The 15,490-nt window shown below is 68.3% G+C and carries 14 protein-coding genes; 9 read left to right on the top strand and 5 right to left on the bottom strand.

Annotated features, from left to right (window positions below):
- Nucleotides 1–71 precede the first annotated feature (71 nt).
- Genes ACGHN1_RS02550 through ACGHN1_RS02575 form a run of 6 tightly spaced genes read left to right on the top strand, consistent with a single transcriptional unit; the run spans nt 72 to nt 6,871 of the window.
- Nucleotides 72–1,157, top strand: a complete 1,086-nt coding sequence (locus tag ACGHN1_RS02550; protein WP_390548044.1) for a CaiB/BaiF CoA transferase family protein — start codon at nt 72–74, stop codon at nt 1,155–1,157.
- A gap of 23 nt (nt 1,158–1,180) precedes the next feature.
- Nucleotides 1,181–2,599 (top strand): aldehyde dehydrogenase family protein, encoded by a 1,419-nt coding sequence (locus ACGHN1_RS02555; RefSeq protein ID WP_390548046.1) that lies wholly within the window; start codon nt 1,181–1,183, stop codon nt 2,597–2,599.
- The gene (locus tag ACGHN1_RS02560) at nt 2,599–3,048 is read left to right on the top strand and encodes a MaoC family dehydratase (protein WP_390548048.1); all 450 of its coding nucleotides are present in this window, start codon (nt 2,599–2,601) and stop codon (nt 3,046–3,048) included. The genes ACGHN1_RS02555 and ACGHN1_RS02560 overlap by 1 nt, the downstream gene beginning before the upstream one ends.
- A 33-nt stretch (nt 3,049–3,081) precedes the next feature.
- On the top strand, nt 3,082–5,091 hold the full coding sequence (locus ACGHN1_RS02565) for a DUF3604 domain-containing protein (RefSeq protein WP_390548050.1): 2,010 nt from the start codon (nt 3,082–3,084) through the stop codon (nt 5,089–5,091).
- The gene (locus ACGHN1_RS02570; protein ID WP_390548051.1) at nt 5,088–5,891 is read left to right on the top strand and encodes a peptidyl-prolyl cis-trans isomerase; all 804 of its coding nucleotides are present in this window, start codon (nt 5,088–5,090) and stop codon (nt 5,889–5,891) included. The genes ACGHN1_RS02565 and ACGHN1_RS02570 overlap by 4 nt, the downstream gene beginning before the upstream one ends.
- The gene (locus tag ACGHN1_RS02575; protein ID WP_390548053.1) at nt 5,888–6,871 is read left to right on the top strand and encodes a HupE/UreJ family protein; all 984 of its coding nucleotides are present in this window, start codon (nt 5,888–5,890) and stop codon (nt 6,869–6,871) included. The genes ACGHN1_RS02570 and ACGHN1_RS02575 overlap by 4 nt, the downstream gene beginning before the upstream one ends.
- Here ACGHN1_RS02575 and ACGHN1_RS02580 read toward each other — a convergent pair.
- The 4 genes from ACGHN1_RS02580 to ACGHN1_RS02595 are packed head-to-tail and all read right to left on the bottom strand — an operon-like array spanning nt 6,826 to nt 11,110.
- The gene (locus ACGHN1_RS02580; protein WP_390548055.1) at nt 6,826–8,265 is read right to left on the bottom strand and encodes an efflux transporter outer membrane subunit; all 1,440 of its coding nucleotides are present in this window, start codon (nt 8,263–8,265) and stop codon (nt 6,826–6,828) included. The genes ACGHN1_RS02575 and ACGHN1_RS02580 overlap by 46 nt on opposite strands.
- Complete coding sequence (locus ACGHN1_RS02585; RefSeq protein ID WP_390548057.1) at nt 8,262–9,248, bottom strand: efflux RND transporter periplasmic adaptor subunit; 987 nt, start codon at nt 9,246–9,248, stop codon at nt 8,262–8,264. The genes ACGHN1_RS02580 and ACGHN1_RS02585 overlap by 4 nt, the downstream gene beginning before the upstream one ends.
- Nucleotides 9,249–9,977, bottom strand: a complete 729-nt coding sequence (locus ACGHN1_RS02590) for an ABC transporter ATP-binding protein (protein WP_390548059.1) — start codon at nt 9,975–9,977, stop codon at nt 9,249–9,251.
- On the bottom strand, nt 9,977–11,110 hold the full coding sequence (locus tag ACGHN1_RS02595) for an ABC transporter permease (protein ID WP_390548061.1): 1,134 nt from the start codon (nt 11,108–11,110) through the stop codon (nt 9,977–9,979). Before ACGHN1_RS02595 ends, ACGHN1_RS02590 begins: the two co-directional genes overlap by 1 nt.
- A gap of 85 nt (nt 11,111–11,195) precedes the next feature.
- Between ACGHN1_RS02595 and ACGHN1_RS02600 the strand changes: the two genes are divergently transcribed.
- The 3 genes from ACGHN1_RS02600 to ACGHN1_RS02610 all read left to right on the top strand — a co-directional run bounded on the left by ACGHN1_RS02600 (nt 11,196) and on the right by ACGHN1_RS02610 (nt 14,282).
- A complete protein-coding gene (locus ACGHN1_RS02600; RefSeq protein WP_390548063.1) occupies nt 11,196–11,858 on the top strand; it encodes a TetR/AcrR family transcriptional regulator in 663 nt (220 codons plus the stop codon).
- Between the two features lie 82 nt (nt 11,859–11,940).
- Nucleotides 11,941–13,926, top strand: coding sequence for an ATP-dependent zinc metalloprotease FtsH (ftsH, locus tag ACGHN1_RS02605; RefSeq protein WP_390548065.1), 1,986 nt, complete (start codon nt 11,941–11,943; stop codon nt 13,924–13,926).
- Between the two features lie 80 nt (nt 13,927–14,006).
- On the top strand, nt 14,007–14,282 hold the full coding sequence (locus tag ACGHN1_RS02610; protein WP_390548067.1) for a hypothetical protein: 276 nt from the start codon (nt 14,007–14,009) through the stop codon (nt 14,280–14,282).
- Nucleotides 14,283–14,291: 9 nt separating this feature from the next.
- On the opposite strand, the gene ACGHN1_RS02615 is transcribed toward ACGHN1_RS02610, so the two are convergent.
- Nucleotides 14,292–15,386, bottom strand: a complete 1,095-nt coding sequence (locus ACGHN1_RS02615; RefSeq protein WP_390548068.1) for a DUF3667 domain-containing protein — start codon at nt 15,384–15,386, stop codon at nt 14,292–14,294.
- Between the last annotated feature and the right edge of the window lie 104 nt (nt 15,387–15,490).

A 15,490-nucleotide genomic window follows, 5' to 3' on the forward strand; every position in this document is an offset into this window, starting at 1 on the left:
CAAGCGGTTTTCGCGTCCACCTCTTGCCAGCCACCGTCCGGGCGGGTCATGGGGGCGCAAGAGGAGAACCTATGGCCGACGAGAGCAAGGGCCCGCTGACCGGGCTGCGAGTGGTGGAGTTCCAGGGGATCGGGCCGGGCCCGCATGTCGGCATGATGCTCGCCGACATGGGCGCCGAGGTTGTGCGGGTGGAGCGCGAGGGGCACCGGCCGATGAACCCGGTGGTGGAGCGCGCGCGGCACCGGATGGCGGCCGATCTCAAGAGCGCGGAGGGTATCGCCGCGGTGAAGGAGGCGCTGGCCAATGCCGACGTTCTGCTGGAAGGCTTCCGCCCCGGTGTGATGGAGCGGCTGGGCCTCGGGCCAGACGAGATGCTGCGCGCCAATCCCCGCTTGGTCTACGCCCGGATCACCGGCTGGGGGCAAGAGGGGCCGCTGGCCGAGGCCGCCGGGCACGATCTCAACTACATCGCCATCACCGGCGCGCTCGATGCGATCGGCAACAGGGGCGAACTGCCGATCCCGCCGCAGAACCTGGTCGGCGATTTCGGGGGCGGGTCGATGTATTGCGCCATGGGGATCCTTGCCGCACTCTACGAGCGCGACCGATCGGGCAGGGGGCAGGTGGTCGATGCCGCGATGGTCGACGGGGTCACCAGCTTGATGAGCTTCTTCTTCGGCCAGCCGCCCTCGGCGATGCGGACCACGAAGCGGGGCGAGGGGCTGCTTGGCGGGGCGGCGCATTTCTACCGCTGCTATGCCTGCAAGGACGGCAAGGAGATCAGCGTCGGCGCGATCGAGCCGCAATTCTATGCCGAGCTGCTCACTCGCGCCGAAGCGCCCGAGGTATTGCGCGACGGTCAGCTCGATCCGGCGAATTGGGACGATTACGCGGGCAAGCTCGCGGCGCTGTTCGCCACCAAGACGCAGGCCGAATGGTGCGACTTGCTCGAGGGCACCGACGCCTGCTTCGCCCCCGTGATCCCGCTCGACGAGGCGCGCGAGCATCCGCACATGAAGGCACGGCAGGCCTATGTCGAAAAGGACGGCCGCTGGCACACTGCGCCCGCTCCGCGTTTCGACCGGACGCCGGCTACCATTCGCGACAGCGCGGAAGACGGTGCCGAGGTGGTGGCGCGCTGGACGCAAGCTCGCTAGGCCGCTGGCGCAAGGAGACGAAGATGCGCGATTGCACCAAGTTCTACATCGGCGGCGAATGGGTCGATCCGGTCGATCCGAACCGCCAGGCGGTCGAAAACCCCGCCACCGAGGAGACGCTCGGACACATCAGCTTTGGCGGCAGGGCAGATGTCGACCGTGCGGTGGCCGCCGCGCGCGAAGCGTTCGAAACCTGGCAATTCTCGACCCGCGAGGAACGGCTGACGCTGCTGCGCGCCATCCAGGCGGAGATCGAGAAGCGCCGCGAGGACCTCGCCCAGGCCGTCAGCGACGAGATGGGCGCGCCGATGAGCCTCGCCAACGGCCCGCATGTCGGTCTGCTGGCAGGCCATTGCGCCACCGCGATCGAGATCCTCGAGGACTTCGCATTCGAGCGGCTCGATGGCCAGACGCTCCATGTCTGGGAGCCGATCGGCGTGGTCGGCATGATCACGCCGTGGAACTGGCCGCTCAACCAGATCGCCTGCAAGGTCTTCCCCGCCCTTGCGACCGGCTGCACCATGGTGCTCAAGCCGAGCGAGATCGCGCCGTTCAACGCCTGCATCTTCGCCGAGATCATGGACGCGGCCGGTACCCCGCCCGGCGTCTTCAATCTCGTCAACGGCGACGGGCCGGGCGTGGGCGAGGCGATCAGCGGGCATCCAGACATCGACATGGTCAGCTTCACCGGGTCGACCCGCGCGGGCATCGCCATCGCGCAGAACGCCGCGCCCACGGTCAAGCGCGTGGCGCAGGAGCTGGGCGGCAAGAGCCCGAACATCGTGCTCGACGACGGCGCCTTCGCCAAGAGCGTCGCCCGGGGGACCACCGGCATGATGGGCAATTCGGGCCAGACCTGCACCGCGCCCAGCCGGATGCTGGTGCCGCACAGACGCATGGAAGAGGCCAAGGCCGCCGCGAAGGAAGCGGCCGAGGGCGTCATCCCCGGCGATCCCAAGGGCAATGCCACCATCGGCCCGGTCGTCAGCAAGGCGCAGTGGGACAAGATCCAGGCGCTGATCGAGAAGGGCGTGGAGGAAGGCGCGACACTGGTCGCTGGCGGCCCCGGCAAGCCGGAGGGGCTGGAAACCGGCCACTACGTCAGGCCGACCGTCTTCGCCGACGTGACCAACGACATGACCATCGCCCGCGAGGAAATCTTCGGCCCGGTCCTCACCATCATCGGCTACGAGGATTACGACGATGCCATCCGCATCGCCAACGACACCGAATACGGGCTCGCCAGCGCCATCACCGGCGAGGATATCGAACTCGCCCGCAGTCTCGCGAAGCGCATTCGGGCCGGCCGGGTGGCCATCAACGGCGGCTACGACATGCACGCCGCCTTCGGGGGCTACAAGAAGAGCGGAAACGGCCGCGAATGGGGCCGCTTCGGCTTCGAGGATTTCCTCGAGGTCAAGGCGGTGATGGGGCACGGCTGATGGCGGGCCGGCATTTCGACGAATGGCAGGTCGGCGACCGGCTGACCCACGAGATTCGCCGCACGGTGACGGAGACGGACAATCTGCTCTTCACCACCATGACCCACAACCCGCAGCCGCTGCATCTCGATGTCGAGGCGGCGAAGGAAAGCGAGTTTGGCCGGATCCTGGTCAACGGCACCTTCACCTTCGCGCTGATGGTCGGCCTCAGCGTCGGCGACACCACGCTCGGCACACTCGTGGCCAATCTCGGTTACGACAAGCTGGTGATGCCCAAGCCGGTGTTCATCGGCGATACGCTCCACGCCACCAGCGAGGTGGTTTCCCTCAGGGAAAGCAAGTCGCGCCCCGACACCGGGATCGTGACCTTCCGGCACGAGGCGATCAACCAGCGCGGCGAGGTCGTTTGCCGCTGCGAGAGATCGGCGCTGCTGAAGAAGGCCCGATAGCCACCCCGGAATGCCGCCGTATCCGCGCGGCACTTGACCTTCCTCGCGGTGCGGCGCAGGAATTCGGTTTCACTGCGAAACGCGATCTGGGAGGGGGCGATGCGCAAGGGGATTACGGGTCTTGCCGTCCTGGCTGTGGCAGCCTTCAACACCACAGCCTGCAACATGGCGGACGAGCCGGACGAAGCCGCGCGGGGCACCGGCGAGGGGACGATCGAACTCGCCGAATTCCCCGATCGGCCCTATTGGGGCGACACGCATCTTCACACCGACAATTCGATCGATGCCTTCGGCTTCGGCGTCCGGCTGGGGCCGGAAGAGGCGCTGAAGTTCGCCCGCGGAGACGAGGTGACCGCGACCACGGGAGGCAAGGCGCAGCTCGAGCGCCCGCTCGACTTCCTCGTCATCGCCGATCATTCCGACGGGCTCGGCGCGACGCGGCGGCTCTACGATGCGCCACGCCTGCTGATCCGCGATCCGGCGCTGCGCCGCTGGCACGACATGATGCACGAGAGCCCGGAGCAGTCGCAGCGCGCGGTGGCCGAACTGATTACCGCCGCAGCGAACGACGCATTGCCGGCGGGCCTGCGCGATCCCGAGACCCAGCGCGAGGCGACCGAGACGATCTGGTCGGACCATCTGGAGATGCTCGACCGCTACAACCGGCCCGGCACGTTCACCGCGCTCGCCGGCTTCGAATACACGCTGATGCCCGACGGCAACAATCTCCACCGCGTGGTGATGTTTCGCGACGGCAGCGACCGCACCGGGCGGGTCGTCCCCTATCCCGGGCTCGACGGGGAAGTCACCGGCCTGTGGGACTATATGGAGGCCTACGAGCGCGAGACCGGCGGACGCACGCTCGCCATTCCGCACAATTCCAACCTCTCCAACGGGCTGATGTTCGAACTGACCATGCCGGGCGGCGGGCCGATGACGGCGGAATACGCGCGGCGGCGGGCGAAATGGGAGCCGGTGGTGGAGGCTACGCAGATCAAGGGCGACAGCGAAACCCATTCCTTCCTCTCGCCCAACGACGAATTCGCAGGCTTCGGCACGGCGGGTTGGGAGCTCGGCAATCTGCCGCTCACCCGCCGCACGACGCCCGACATGCTGGCCGGCAATTACTTCCGCGAGGCGCTGAAGCGCGGGTTGACGATCGAGGATCGGGTCGGGGCCAATCCCTATGCCTTCGGCCTGATCGGTTCGACCGACAGCCACACCGCGCTCGCGAGCGGCGACGAGGACAATTTCTGGGGCAAGCACACGGGCAACGAATTCACCGATCGCGACCGTGCGATGGAACCGCAGAACCTGGGGACCAGCGAGGGTCGGTACGGCTGGCACTATCTCGCCGGCGGTTATGCCGCTGCCTGGGCACGCGGCAACACCCGCGCGGAAATCTTCGACGCCTTCGCCCGGCGCGAGGTCTATGCCACCACCGGCCCGCGCATGACCGTGCGCCTCTTCGGCGGCTTCGACTTCACCGATGACGACTGGGCGGGCGACTGGGTGCGCGCGGGCTATACACGCGGCGTGCCGATGGGCGGGGAACTGCCGGACCGGGGCAGGGCGCCCACCTTCCTCATTTCCGCGCTCAAGGACCCCGACGGAGCCAATCTCGACCGGGTGCAGGTGGTCAAGGGCTGGACCAATGGGGATGGCGAGGCCGAGGAGCAGGTTTACGACGTCGTCTGGTCGGACATGGACGAGCGTGCGCGGAGCGGCACCAAGGTTCCGGCCGTCGGCGACACCGTCGACCGGAAGCGCGCGACCTACACCAACACCATCGGCGCTGCCGAGCTGCGCACGACCTGGACCGATCCCGATTACCGGGCAGGCCAAAACGCGTTCTATTACGTCCGTGTCCTGGAAATCCCGACGCCGCGCTGGGTGCTGTTCGACATGGTCCGCTTCGGGCTCGATCTGCCGCAGGCGGTGATCGATGCGGGGGTGGCGCAGGAGCGCGCCTACAGCTCGCCGATCTGGCTGCGCCCCGCGCGCGACCGCGAGGCGCGACGCCGCATCGCGGCACGCTCGTGATCGCGGGCTGGGCGCGCGAACCGCTCGTTCATTTCCTCCTTGCCGGCGCGGCGCTGTTCGCCCTCCTCGCCACCGCCGATGGTGAGGTCGATCCCGAAAGCCGGCGGATCGAAGTGACCGAGGAGGTCAAGGCGAGCCTCGCGCTCAACTTCGCGAACACCATGCAGCGCCCGCCGACCGATGCCGAGCTCGATGGGCTGGTCGAGCGCTGGGTGCGCGACGAGGTGCTCTATCGCGAGGCGCTGCGGCTCGGGCTCGATCGCGACGATGCCGTCGTGCGGCGGCGGCTGGCGGTCAAGATGGACGCGCTCGCGGGTGCTCAGGCAGAAGTGGAAGAGCCGAGCGATGCGGTGCTGCGCGCGTGGCTGCGCGAGAACCCCCAGCGCTTCGTCGACGAACCCGCCTACAGTTTCGACCAGCTCTGGTTCGAGAGCGAGGGGGCGGCCCAGGACGCGCTGCGGCGGCTCGAGGCGGGCGCGCAGTGGCAGGCGCTCGGCGGCGCGATCTCGCTTCCGGCAAGCGTCGAGGACGAGCCCGCCGGACAGGTCGCAAGCCGCTACGGTCGCACCTTCGCGGCCGCGCTGGAAGAGATGGACGCCGGGGACGAGTGGCGCGGTCCGGTCCCCTCGGGCTTCGGCTGGCACCTCGTCCGGTTGCGTTCAGTCGATGTCGGCGCCCTGCCGCCGTTCGAGGAAATTCGCGCGAGGGTCGAGGCCGACTGGCGCAGCGACACCATCGCCGCACGCCGGGCCGAGGCCTATGCCACTCTTCGCGAGGCCTATAGGGTCGACACCGAATGATCGCGCGGCTGATTGCGCTGGTCCTGCTGCTGTGCGCGACCCCGGCGGCTGCCGACGAGCTGCGCCCCGCCTCCATTTCCTTCGAACAGGTTGGCGAAGACGACTGGCAGCTCGGCTGGAAGCAGCCGATCGCCAGCCGCGATGCGGCGCTCGCCTATCCGGTGCTGCCCGATGGTTGCACCTGGGCGGAGCCGGTGCGCGGGCGCGCCGCCGTCGCGGCAATGGTCGCGGTTGCCGCGGTGCGCTGTGCCGGATCGCCCGCAGGCAAGCGGATCGGTGCGCCGGATCTCGTTGTCACCGGCGATGCGCTGGTCCGGATCGCGCCGCTTGGCCGTCCGGTCCAGGCCTACCGGCTGACTGCCTCCGAACCCTTCGCCACGATCGCCGCCAAGCCCGATGCCTGGCAGGTCTGGCGCAGCTATTTCGCGATCGGCGTCGAGCATATCCTGATGGGCTGGGACCATCTGCTGTTCGTGATCGCGCTGGTGCTGCTGGTGACGCGCGGCTGGGCAGTGGTCGGCGCGGCGACGGCTTTTACCGTCGCGCATTCGCTGACGCTGGCGGCGGTGACGCTGGGCTTCGCCGGCCTGCCGCAGCGGCCGGTGGAGGCGCTGATCGCGCTCAGCATCGTCTTCCTCGCGGTCGAACTCGCCCGCGGCGGGCGCGAGACGCTGACCCGGCGGCTGCCGTGGCTGGTCGCCTTTTCCTTCGGCCTGCTGCACGGTTTCGGCTTCGCTGGAGCGCTGCGCGAGATCGGGCTTCCCGAAGGCGAGGTGCCGGCGGCGCTGGTCAGCTTCAATCTCGGCGTCGAGGCGGGCCAACTCGTGGTGATCGCCGCGGTGCTGGCGATCCGCTGGCTGCTGTCCCGCAGCGCTCCGCAAGTCGAGCCGCGCGCGATCCGCGTGGCCGCCTACGGGATCGGTATCACCGGCAGCTACTGGCTGGTCGAGCGCGTGCTCTCGCCCTGGATCGTGGGCTGAGGATCGCCGCCGAGCGCCTGCCATAGCAGTACCCGCGCGCGTCGCGCCCGGCCGAGCGCAGCGGCGGCGCGTTCGCCGCTGGCATCCGCCGCCCGCCGTGCCTCGATCACCGTGAGGAAATCGGTCAGCCCCGCCTCGAAGCGGGTGTTGGCCAGCCGCGCCGCGCGCTGGGCGCTTTCGCGCTCTACGATGGCGGCACTTGCCTCGGCATCGGCGGCTGCGACCAGCCCGTATCCCGCTTCCGCATCGCCCAGCGCGGTGAAGACCGCCCCGCGATAGGTCTCGAAGGCGGCGCGCTTCGCGGCCGCCGCACCGTCGATCTCGGCCGCGATCCGTCCGAAGTCGAGCAAAGGCGCGGCGACAGAGGCGGCGAGCGAGCCGACCACGCTGTCCTCGTCGAAGACATCGCCGATACCGAAGGCGAGCAGGCCGATCGCGGCGGAGAGATCGAAGCGCGGAAAGCGGCGGCGCGCGGTCGCGGAAAGATCGGCGTCGGTGGCCGCGAGTTCGGCCGCGGCGCGCAGCACGTCGGGGCGATTGGCGAGCAGTTCCGAGGGGAGTGCCACCGGCGGCGACGCCAGCGTGGCGGCCGCGCCGGGACGCGCCAGTGCCGCGCGCACCTGGGCACCGCCCTGTGCGGTCAGCGTCGCCAGCCGCCCGAGCAGCCGCGCGCGTTCCGAAGCCAGCGCCTCCAGCCGGCTGCGCGATGCGGCGGCCTGCGTTTCGGCGCGCACGCGGTCGAAGCCGGGGGCGATCCCCGCCTCCTCGCGCACCCCGGCCAGGCGCGCCAGATCCTGCGCCGCGGCGAGATCGCTTTCGAGCTCGGCCTGCCGGGCGGCGAGCGTGCGCCAGTCGATCACGCTCGCGGCGATTTCCGAGAGCAACGCCAAGCGCACCGCAGCGGCACCCGCCTCCGCCGCGTCCACCCGCAGCAGCGCCGTCCGCTCCTGCGCGCGCAAGGCGCCGAAGATGTCCGGATCCCAGCGCGCGGTGAGATTGGCGGCATAGCTCACCCGTTCGGTGTCGAACTGGACGCCGGGCGCCAGGCTCCCGCCGAACTGCGCCGGGTTGGTGCGCTGTCCGGTGATCGAGGTGTTCGCACCGATGTTCGGCAGGCGCTCGGCGCCTGCTCGGTCGGCCCCGGCGCGGGCCTGATCGATCCGCGCCAGCGCCTCGCCGAGCCTGGGCGAGCCGGCGAGCGCCTGCGCCGAGAGCGCATCGAAGGCCGGGTCCTCGCGCGGCAGGAGCGCTGCGAGCGACGCGCCCTCGGACGGCGGCGGCGCGTAGAGATAGCTCTCCGGCAGCACCGGCGCGGGGGTGGCGATCTCGGGCGGCGGCCCTGCCACGCAGGCACCGAGCAACAGCGCCGCCAGCAGCGGTGCGGCCCGTCTCATTGGCCCGATCCGCTCTTCGCCGGGATCCACGCATCGACCTGCTGGCCGACGCGGAAGGTGCCGCGCGCGCTTTCGGGGAGGGCGTAGATCACCTGCAGCACCCGCACGTCGACGCGCTCGGCGGCGGAGTTTGTCAGCGATCGCTTCGGGACGACCAGCGGTTCGGCGCGCACGAAGCTGGCGCGGACCCGCGTGCCGGAGGCGCCGCGCGGGTTGATCGTTGCCGGCGCGCCCAGTTCGGCGCGCGCCGCCTGCTCTTCGTCGATGTCGATGCGCACGTGCAGCGGGCGGGTCTCGCCCATCTCGATGAAGGGCTGGCCGCCGCCGCCCATGGTCGAGAGGTATTCGCCGGGGCGGATGTTGACCGCCAGGATCTCGCCGGAAATCGGCGCGCGGACGGTGGCGCGGCCGAGTTCGGTGCGCGCAGACCCGGCGCGGGCCTCGGCCGCCTGGAGCCGGGCGCGGGCGAGATCGAGCCGTTCCTGCGCGGCCGAAGCCTCGCCCTCGGCGCGAATGACTTCGGCGCGGCTGACCGCGGCGGGATCGGAGACGTTGCGGTAGAGCTGCAATTGCCGCGCCGCGGTGCCGCGGGCGCTGCTGGCTTCGGCGATGGCGGCGCGGGCTTCGGCGACCGCGGCCTCGGCCTCGCGCGCCTGCGCCGCGATCGCCCGCGTATCGACCGAGAAGAGCGGCTGGCCCTTGTCGACGAAGTCGCCCGGCTGGACGCGCAGATCGGTGACGAGGCCGGGAAGCGCGGTGCCGATCTGGACCGTTTCGCTGGACGGCTCGACGACCCCCGCGCCCGCGACGCGCGCCTCGTTCGCCAGCGTGGCGGGGGCGGTCGGCGGGTCTCCGGTCGGTTCGGTGAGTTCGCGATCGGGCAGGCCGAAGGCGATGTAGATTACCGCCAGGACGAGGCCGACCACGACGACGACCGGCAGCACCTGCCGCGAAAAACTGATGTTGCGGGGTAATATCGCCATCTAATGATCCCCAGGTTCGGACGGCGGCATGCTGTCGCCGTCATGGGTGATGCGCCCGTCTTCGAGCACGAGGATGCGGTCCGCGAGATCGAAGACGCGGTTGTCGTGGGTGACGATCACGCAGGCGCGGTCCTCCGCCAGCGCAACTTCGCGCAGCAGGTCCATCACCCTGCGGCCCGAGCCGGCGTCGAGCGCGGCGGTCGGCTCGTCGCAGACCACCAGGCGCGGTTCGTGGACCAGCGCGCGGGCGATCGCGACGCGCTGCTGCTGCCCGCCCGAAAGCTGGTTGGGCAGCTTGTCGACCTGATCGCCGATATTGAGCTTCTGCATCATCGCCACCGCGCGGCCCCGCGCTTCCTCGCGGTCCATGCCAGCGGCGATCAGGGGGACGGCGGCATTGCTCGCGGAATCGATCGCCGGGATCAGATTGTACTGCTGGAAGATGAAGCCGATGTTCTGCAGGCGGAAGCGGACGAGATCGTCGTCCTTGAGGTCGTAGATGTCGGTGCCGAACACCTCGACGCTGCCCTCGGTCGGCCACAGGATGCCGCACATGATCGAGATCAGCGTCGTCTTGCCCGAGCCGCTCTCGCCGACGAGATAGGTGAGCTCGCCCGGGGCGACGTCGAGATCGATTCCGTGGAGCACGCGGATGGTCTGCTGGCCGGCGGTGAAGTCGCGGCTGACGCCGCGCACCGATATCGCCGCCTGCTGATCGGGCGCGGCCATCAGCGGAACACCGCCGCCGGTTCGGTCTTCATCACGCTGCGCAGCGCCAGCCAACCCGTCAGCGCGATGATGAGGATGATCGCCACGAGGCTGATCAGCGGGATCTGCCAGGGGATGTAGAAGCCCTTGAAGGTCGGATTGCCCGAGAAGGCGAGAATGAACAGCACCGTGCCCAGCACGCCGAGCCCGTAACCGATGAAGCCGACCATCCCGGCCTGGACCGCGACCATCCGGCGGATCTTGCCGTTGGTCACCCCGATCGCCTTCAGGGCGCCGAACTGCTTGATGTTGTCGCGGATGAACAGGCTGAAGGTCAGCCCGACGATGGCCACGCCGACGATGAAGCCCAAGGCCACGGTGATCCCGAAATTGAGCGGGATGCCGGTGTTCTCGACGATGAACTGCACCCCGTCGCTGGCGAACTGGTCGCGGGTGCGGGCCTTGAGGCCGGTCTGCGCCTCGATCCGGTCGACCAGCTGCTGCGCGGTTATGTCGTCCGCCTTGCCGACGAGCACGAACGACAGGCGGTTGCGGGTGCCCGGCACGTAGTTCAGCGCCTGGCTGTACTTCGTGTAGAGCACCACCGTGCTGGTGAAGCTGGGAATGGCATCGGCGACGCCGCGGATCACCGCGCGCTGATCGTTCAATTCGAGCCGCTGGCCCAATGCGCCGCCATCCGGGAACATGCGGGTGACGCCGACATCGTCGATGATCACCGAATCGGGCTGCGAGAGGACCTCGGCGCTCCCCTCGGCCATGCCCCGGGGCAGGCCGATCAGCGTCGCATCGTCGACCCCGATCACGGCGACGCCTTCCAGATCGCCGTCGCTGGTGCGGACGTTGGCGTTGGCGCGGATGTGGGGCACCGCCCAGGCGACGCCGGGCACGCCGCGGACCTTGTCGAGCGCGGTCGAGGGCATGGGATAGGCGACGTCGGTGGTCCGGCTGACCGGGTCCATCACCCAGACATCGGCACTGGAGACGTTGTAGACCCCGCTCGACCCGCGCTCGAGCAGGTTGACGAAGATCGTCAGCTGCTGGGTGATCAGCAGGGTGGAAAAGGCAATGCCGAACAGCAGCCCGTAGAATTTCTGGGCATCGCCGGTCAGCATGCGGATGGCGATCCAGTTCATCCCCCTGCCGCACCGCCTCCTTGCCAAGCCCGCCCCGAAGGGCCATTGCTGAACGACAGCGTTCAGGTGAACGGAGCCGTTCATTTTGTCAAGTAGCAAATCGAAACCTAACACGCCGGCCGATGGACGCCCCGGGCGACCCGCGGACGAAACCAAGCGGGCGGCCATCATCGAGGCGGCAATCGCGAGCTTTCTCGATCAGGGGTTCGCCGCCACATCGATCGAGCAGGTGGCGGCGCAGGCCGGCGTGTCGAAGGTCACCGTCTACAGCCATTTCGGCGACAAGCGGAGTCTCTTTACGGCGGCGATCGAGTCCGAATGCGAAAGGATGCGCGCGAATTTCGCGGTGCCGGCCGTTCCCGCCGGGACGCTCCGCGAGCGGCTGGCGGTGATCGGCGAGGCGATGGTTGCCTTCCTTTCGCGGCCCGAAATGGTCCAGTTCGAGCGGCGGATCGCGGCCGAGACCGAGCACGAGCCGGCGATCGGGGCGGCATTCCTCGCCGCCGGACCGCACCGGATGAAGGGTGCCTTCACCGCCTTCCTCACCGCCATGAATGCCGCTGGCGAGGTGCGGATCGCCGACCCCGAGCTGGCGGCCGAACAATTCGCCAGCATGTGCAAGGGGATGGGCGATCTCGAACGCCGCTTCGGCGCGCCCGACGATCCCGCCCGCAACCGCCAGCGCATCGAAGGCGCGGTCGAGGTCTTCTGCCGCGCCTATGGGGTCGACCACCCTGATCGCAATTGAGCGCGTTCCCGCTTTCTCGGCAACTTGTCATTCACCCTGTTGCGCTTACATTGGCGGACCAGATGGATAGGGATTTGCGCGCATGAGCGACCGGAACCAGCAGCACGACCCCCAAGGCGGCCCCCAGGGCCCCGAAGGCGGCGGCCCCAATCCGTGGGTCAAGAGCCTGATGATCTGGGGTGGGGTGTTCCTCGCCCTGCTGATCGTCGTGTCGGTCTTCGGCAACAACGGTTCGGCCAGCGGCGAATCGATCCGCTATTCCGATTTCCGCGACCGCGTCGCCGAAGGTTCGGTCCGCGACGTGCAGATTTCGGAAGACCGGATCACCGGCACGCTGACCAATGGCGAGGCGTTCCAGACCACGCCGGTCGCCAACGACACCGGCCTGACCGAACTGCTCGAGGCGAACGACGTCTCCTACGCCGGCGCGGCGAAGGAGGAGATGGGTGTCCTCACCTATGTGCTGATCCAGTCGCTGCCCTTCATCCTCATCCTCGGCATCGCCTTCTTCGCCCTCAGGCAGGTACAGAAGGGCGGCGGTGCCGGCGGCGCGATGGGCTTCGGCAAGTCCAAGGCCAAGCTGCTGACCGAACGCCAGGGCAAGGTGACTTTCGAGGATGTCGCCGGCATCGACGAGGCGCGCGAGGAGCTCGAGGAAATCGTCGAGTTCCTGCGCGATCCCCAGCGCTTCTCCAAGCTCGGCGGTCAGATTCCCAAGGGCGCTCTGCTGGTCGGCAGCCCCGGCACCGGCAAGACCCTGCTCGCCCGCGCCATCGCCGGCGAGGCGGGCGTGCCCTTCTTCACCATCTCGGGCTCGGACTTCGTCGAGATGTTCGTCGGCGTCGGCGCCAGCCGCGTGCGCGACATGTTCGAACAGGCCAAGAAGAACGCGCCCTGCATCGTCTTCATCGACGAGATCGACGCGGTCGGCCGTCACCGCGGCCACGGCCTCGGCAACTCGAACGACGAGCGCGAGCAGACGCTCAACCAGCTCCTCGTCGAGATGGACGGGTTCGAGGCGAACGAGGGCATCATCATCATCGCCGCCACCAACCGGCCCGACGTGCTCGATCCCGCGCTGCTGCGCCCGGGCCGCTTCGACCGTCAGGTCGTGGTGCCCGTCCCCGATATCGACGGGCGCGAGAAGATCCTCGCCGTCCACATGAAGAAGGTACCGCTGGCTCCCGACGTGAACCCGCGCACCATCGCGCGCGGGACGCCCGGCTTTTCCGGCGCGGACCTCGCCAACCTCGTCAACGAAGCTGCTCTCTTGGCGGCACGCCGCAACAAGCGCCTCGTCGCGATGCAGGAATTCGAGGATGCCAAGGACAAGGTCATGATGGGCGCGGAACGCCGCTCCATGGTCATGACCGAGGACGAGAAAAAGATGACCGCCTATCACGAGGCGGGCCATGCGCTCGTCTCGCTGAACGAGCCGGCCTCCGATCCCATCCACAAGGCGACGATCATCCCCCGCGGCCGCGCACTGGGCATGGTCATGCGCCTGCCGGAACGGGACAATTACTCCTACCACCGCGACAAGATGCACGCGAACCTCGCGGTCGCGATGGGCGGGCGCGTGGCCGAGGAAATCATCTTCGGACACGACAAGGTCTCGTCCGGTGCCAGCGGCGACATCCAGTACGCCACCGATCTCGCCCGCAACATGGTCACCAAATGGGGCATGTCCGATGCGCTTGGCCCGTTGCAGTACGAGCAGAGCCAGGAAGGCTATCTCGGCATGGGCCAGACCGCGCGGACGATGTCGGGCGAGGAGACCAACAAGCTGATCGACGCCGAGATCAAGCGCTTGGTCGAGGAAGGGCTCACGCGCGCCAAGGAGGTGCTAAGCACGCAGGAGGACAAGCTTCACCTGCTCGCGCAGGCCATGCTCGAATACGAGACGCTGACCGGCGAGGAGATCGACCAGCTGCTCAAGAACGGCAAGCTCGACCGGCCGGACGAGCCGCGCGGTCCGGTTCAGATTGCGAAGGGCGGCGGGTCGGCGATACCCAAGGCCGGCAAGCGCTTCGGCGGCACGGGCGATGCGCGGCCGCAGGGGGCTTAGGCCCGCGGAAACCACATCGCCCCTGGCGGGTTGAACTGGCGCGGTCCTTGCAAGCGCCGCGCCATTCGGAAAGGTCCGCCATGCGTTACGCCGTCAGCCTGTTCGTTCCCCTGTCGCTTTGCCTGGCGGCCTGTTCGCAGCAGACCCAGGAAGATGCCGCGCGCACGATCGATCTGGCGGAGGACGACGCTGCAGCCAATCTCGAGGTTGCCGGAGAGGTGATCGAGGAAGGCGCGATCGAGGCTGCGGGTGAAGTCAGCGAGGGTGCCGCCCGCTTGCAGGAAGAGTTGGAGCGCGGCGACACGGAAGAGCCGGGCCCCGCCCCCGTCACCGGCGAGGAGCCGCCGCGGGACTGAGAACCCGGTCTAGAAGGCCCCGAGCAGCAAGAGCAACTGCACGAACAGCAGCACCACAACATTGATGAAGACCAGCAGCACGGCGAGCCGCCATGTGGCCGAGAAGCGCGACAGGCCATAGGCACCGCGCAGCTGTTTGTAGATGTGGATCGGCGGAACGAGGGCAAGCATCAGTCCCCACAGCCAGGCCGGCGCCCCGATCTTCACCATGATCGAAAGGACGATGAAAAATAGCGACATGAAAGCGATCGAGTAGGTCACGAAGATCGCATGATCGTAGGCCCGGAACCGCCGTTTCCAGACAAACAGCAGCCACAGGAAGGGGATCGAGATCGGGATCAGCAGCCAGCTGAACTTGTAGCCGTTCGCCTGAAGCTTGTAGAGCATCAGCCCGGGATTGGTCTGCCACTTCTTCAGCCCCGAATCGATAAAGCCGATTCCGGTGGTGCCGACATCGAATTGCATCGGCGAGTTCTCGTCCTCCAACAGGAACTGTTCGCCCCTTCGCAATTCGCGCAGGTCCGCCTCGGCTTCGGTGACCCGTCCCTCCAACTCGCCGCGGGACGGATCGTCCGCGGGCGCTGCCTCGAGCGCCCTCTCGGTTGCGGCAAGCTCGGCCACAGCGCCGCGTTCTGCGATCGCCAGACCCTCGCGCGTGTTGCCCGGCACATCGATATCCGTCGGCATGGTCAGCCCGACCGCCTGGAAGATCGCGAACATCAGGAAGATGGAGAACAGGAACATCGCCATCGGCGAGACGAACCTGGCGCGTTCGCCCTCAATGTAACGGCGCGTCAGGGCGCCGGGTTTGGTGGCCAGCAGAGGCAGTGTCTTCCACGTCTTGCCCTCGAAATGCAGTGCGCCATGAAGCAGGTCGTGAAGGAAAGCACCCATTGTGCGATGGAAATGCGCCTTCTGCCCGCATTGATGGCAATGTGAGCCGATCAGCGCCGTCTGGCAGTTGAGACAGATGTCTTCGGCGAAGTGACCCTCGGACAGCGGGGCGGCGCTCGGTTGGTTTCGATCGCCGCCATGCCGGTCGATCGCTCGCGCGAACAATCCGCCCTCCACCGCGGTGCCAAGCCCTTCGCCGAAATCGCTCATGCGCCCTCCGCTTCAATTCCGTCATAGGCCCTGGCAGAACCATCCGTCGACCGGAACATTTGCGGAACGAATTCCGCGAAGGTAGGTTCGTAAGGCAAAAGGAG

It is taken from the genome of Qipengyuania sp. MTN3-11 (assembly GCF_042851825.1).
In the GTDB taxonomy this organism is placed as follows: domain Bacteria; phylum Pseudomonadota; class Alphaproteobacteria; order Sphingomonadales; family Sphingomonadaceae; genus Qipengyuania.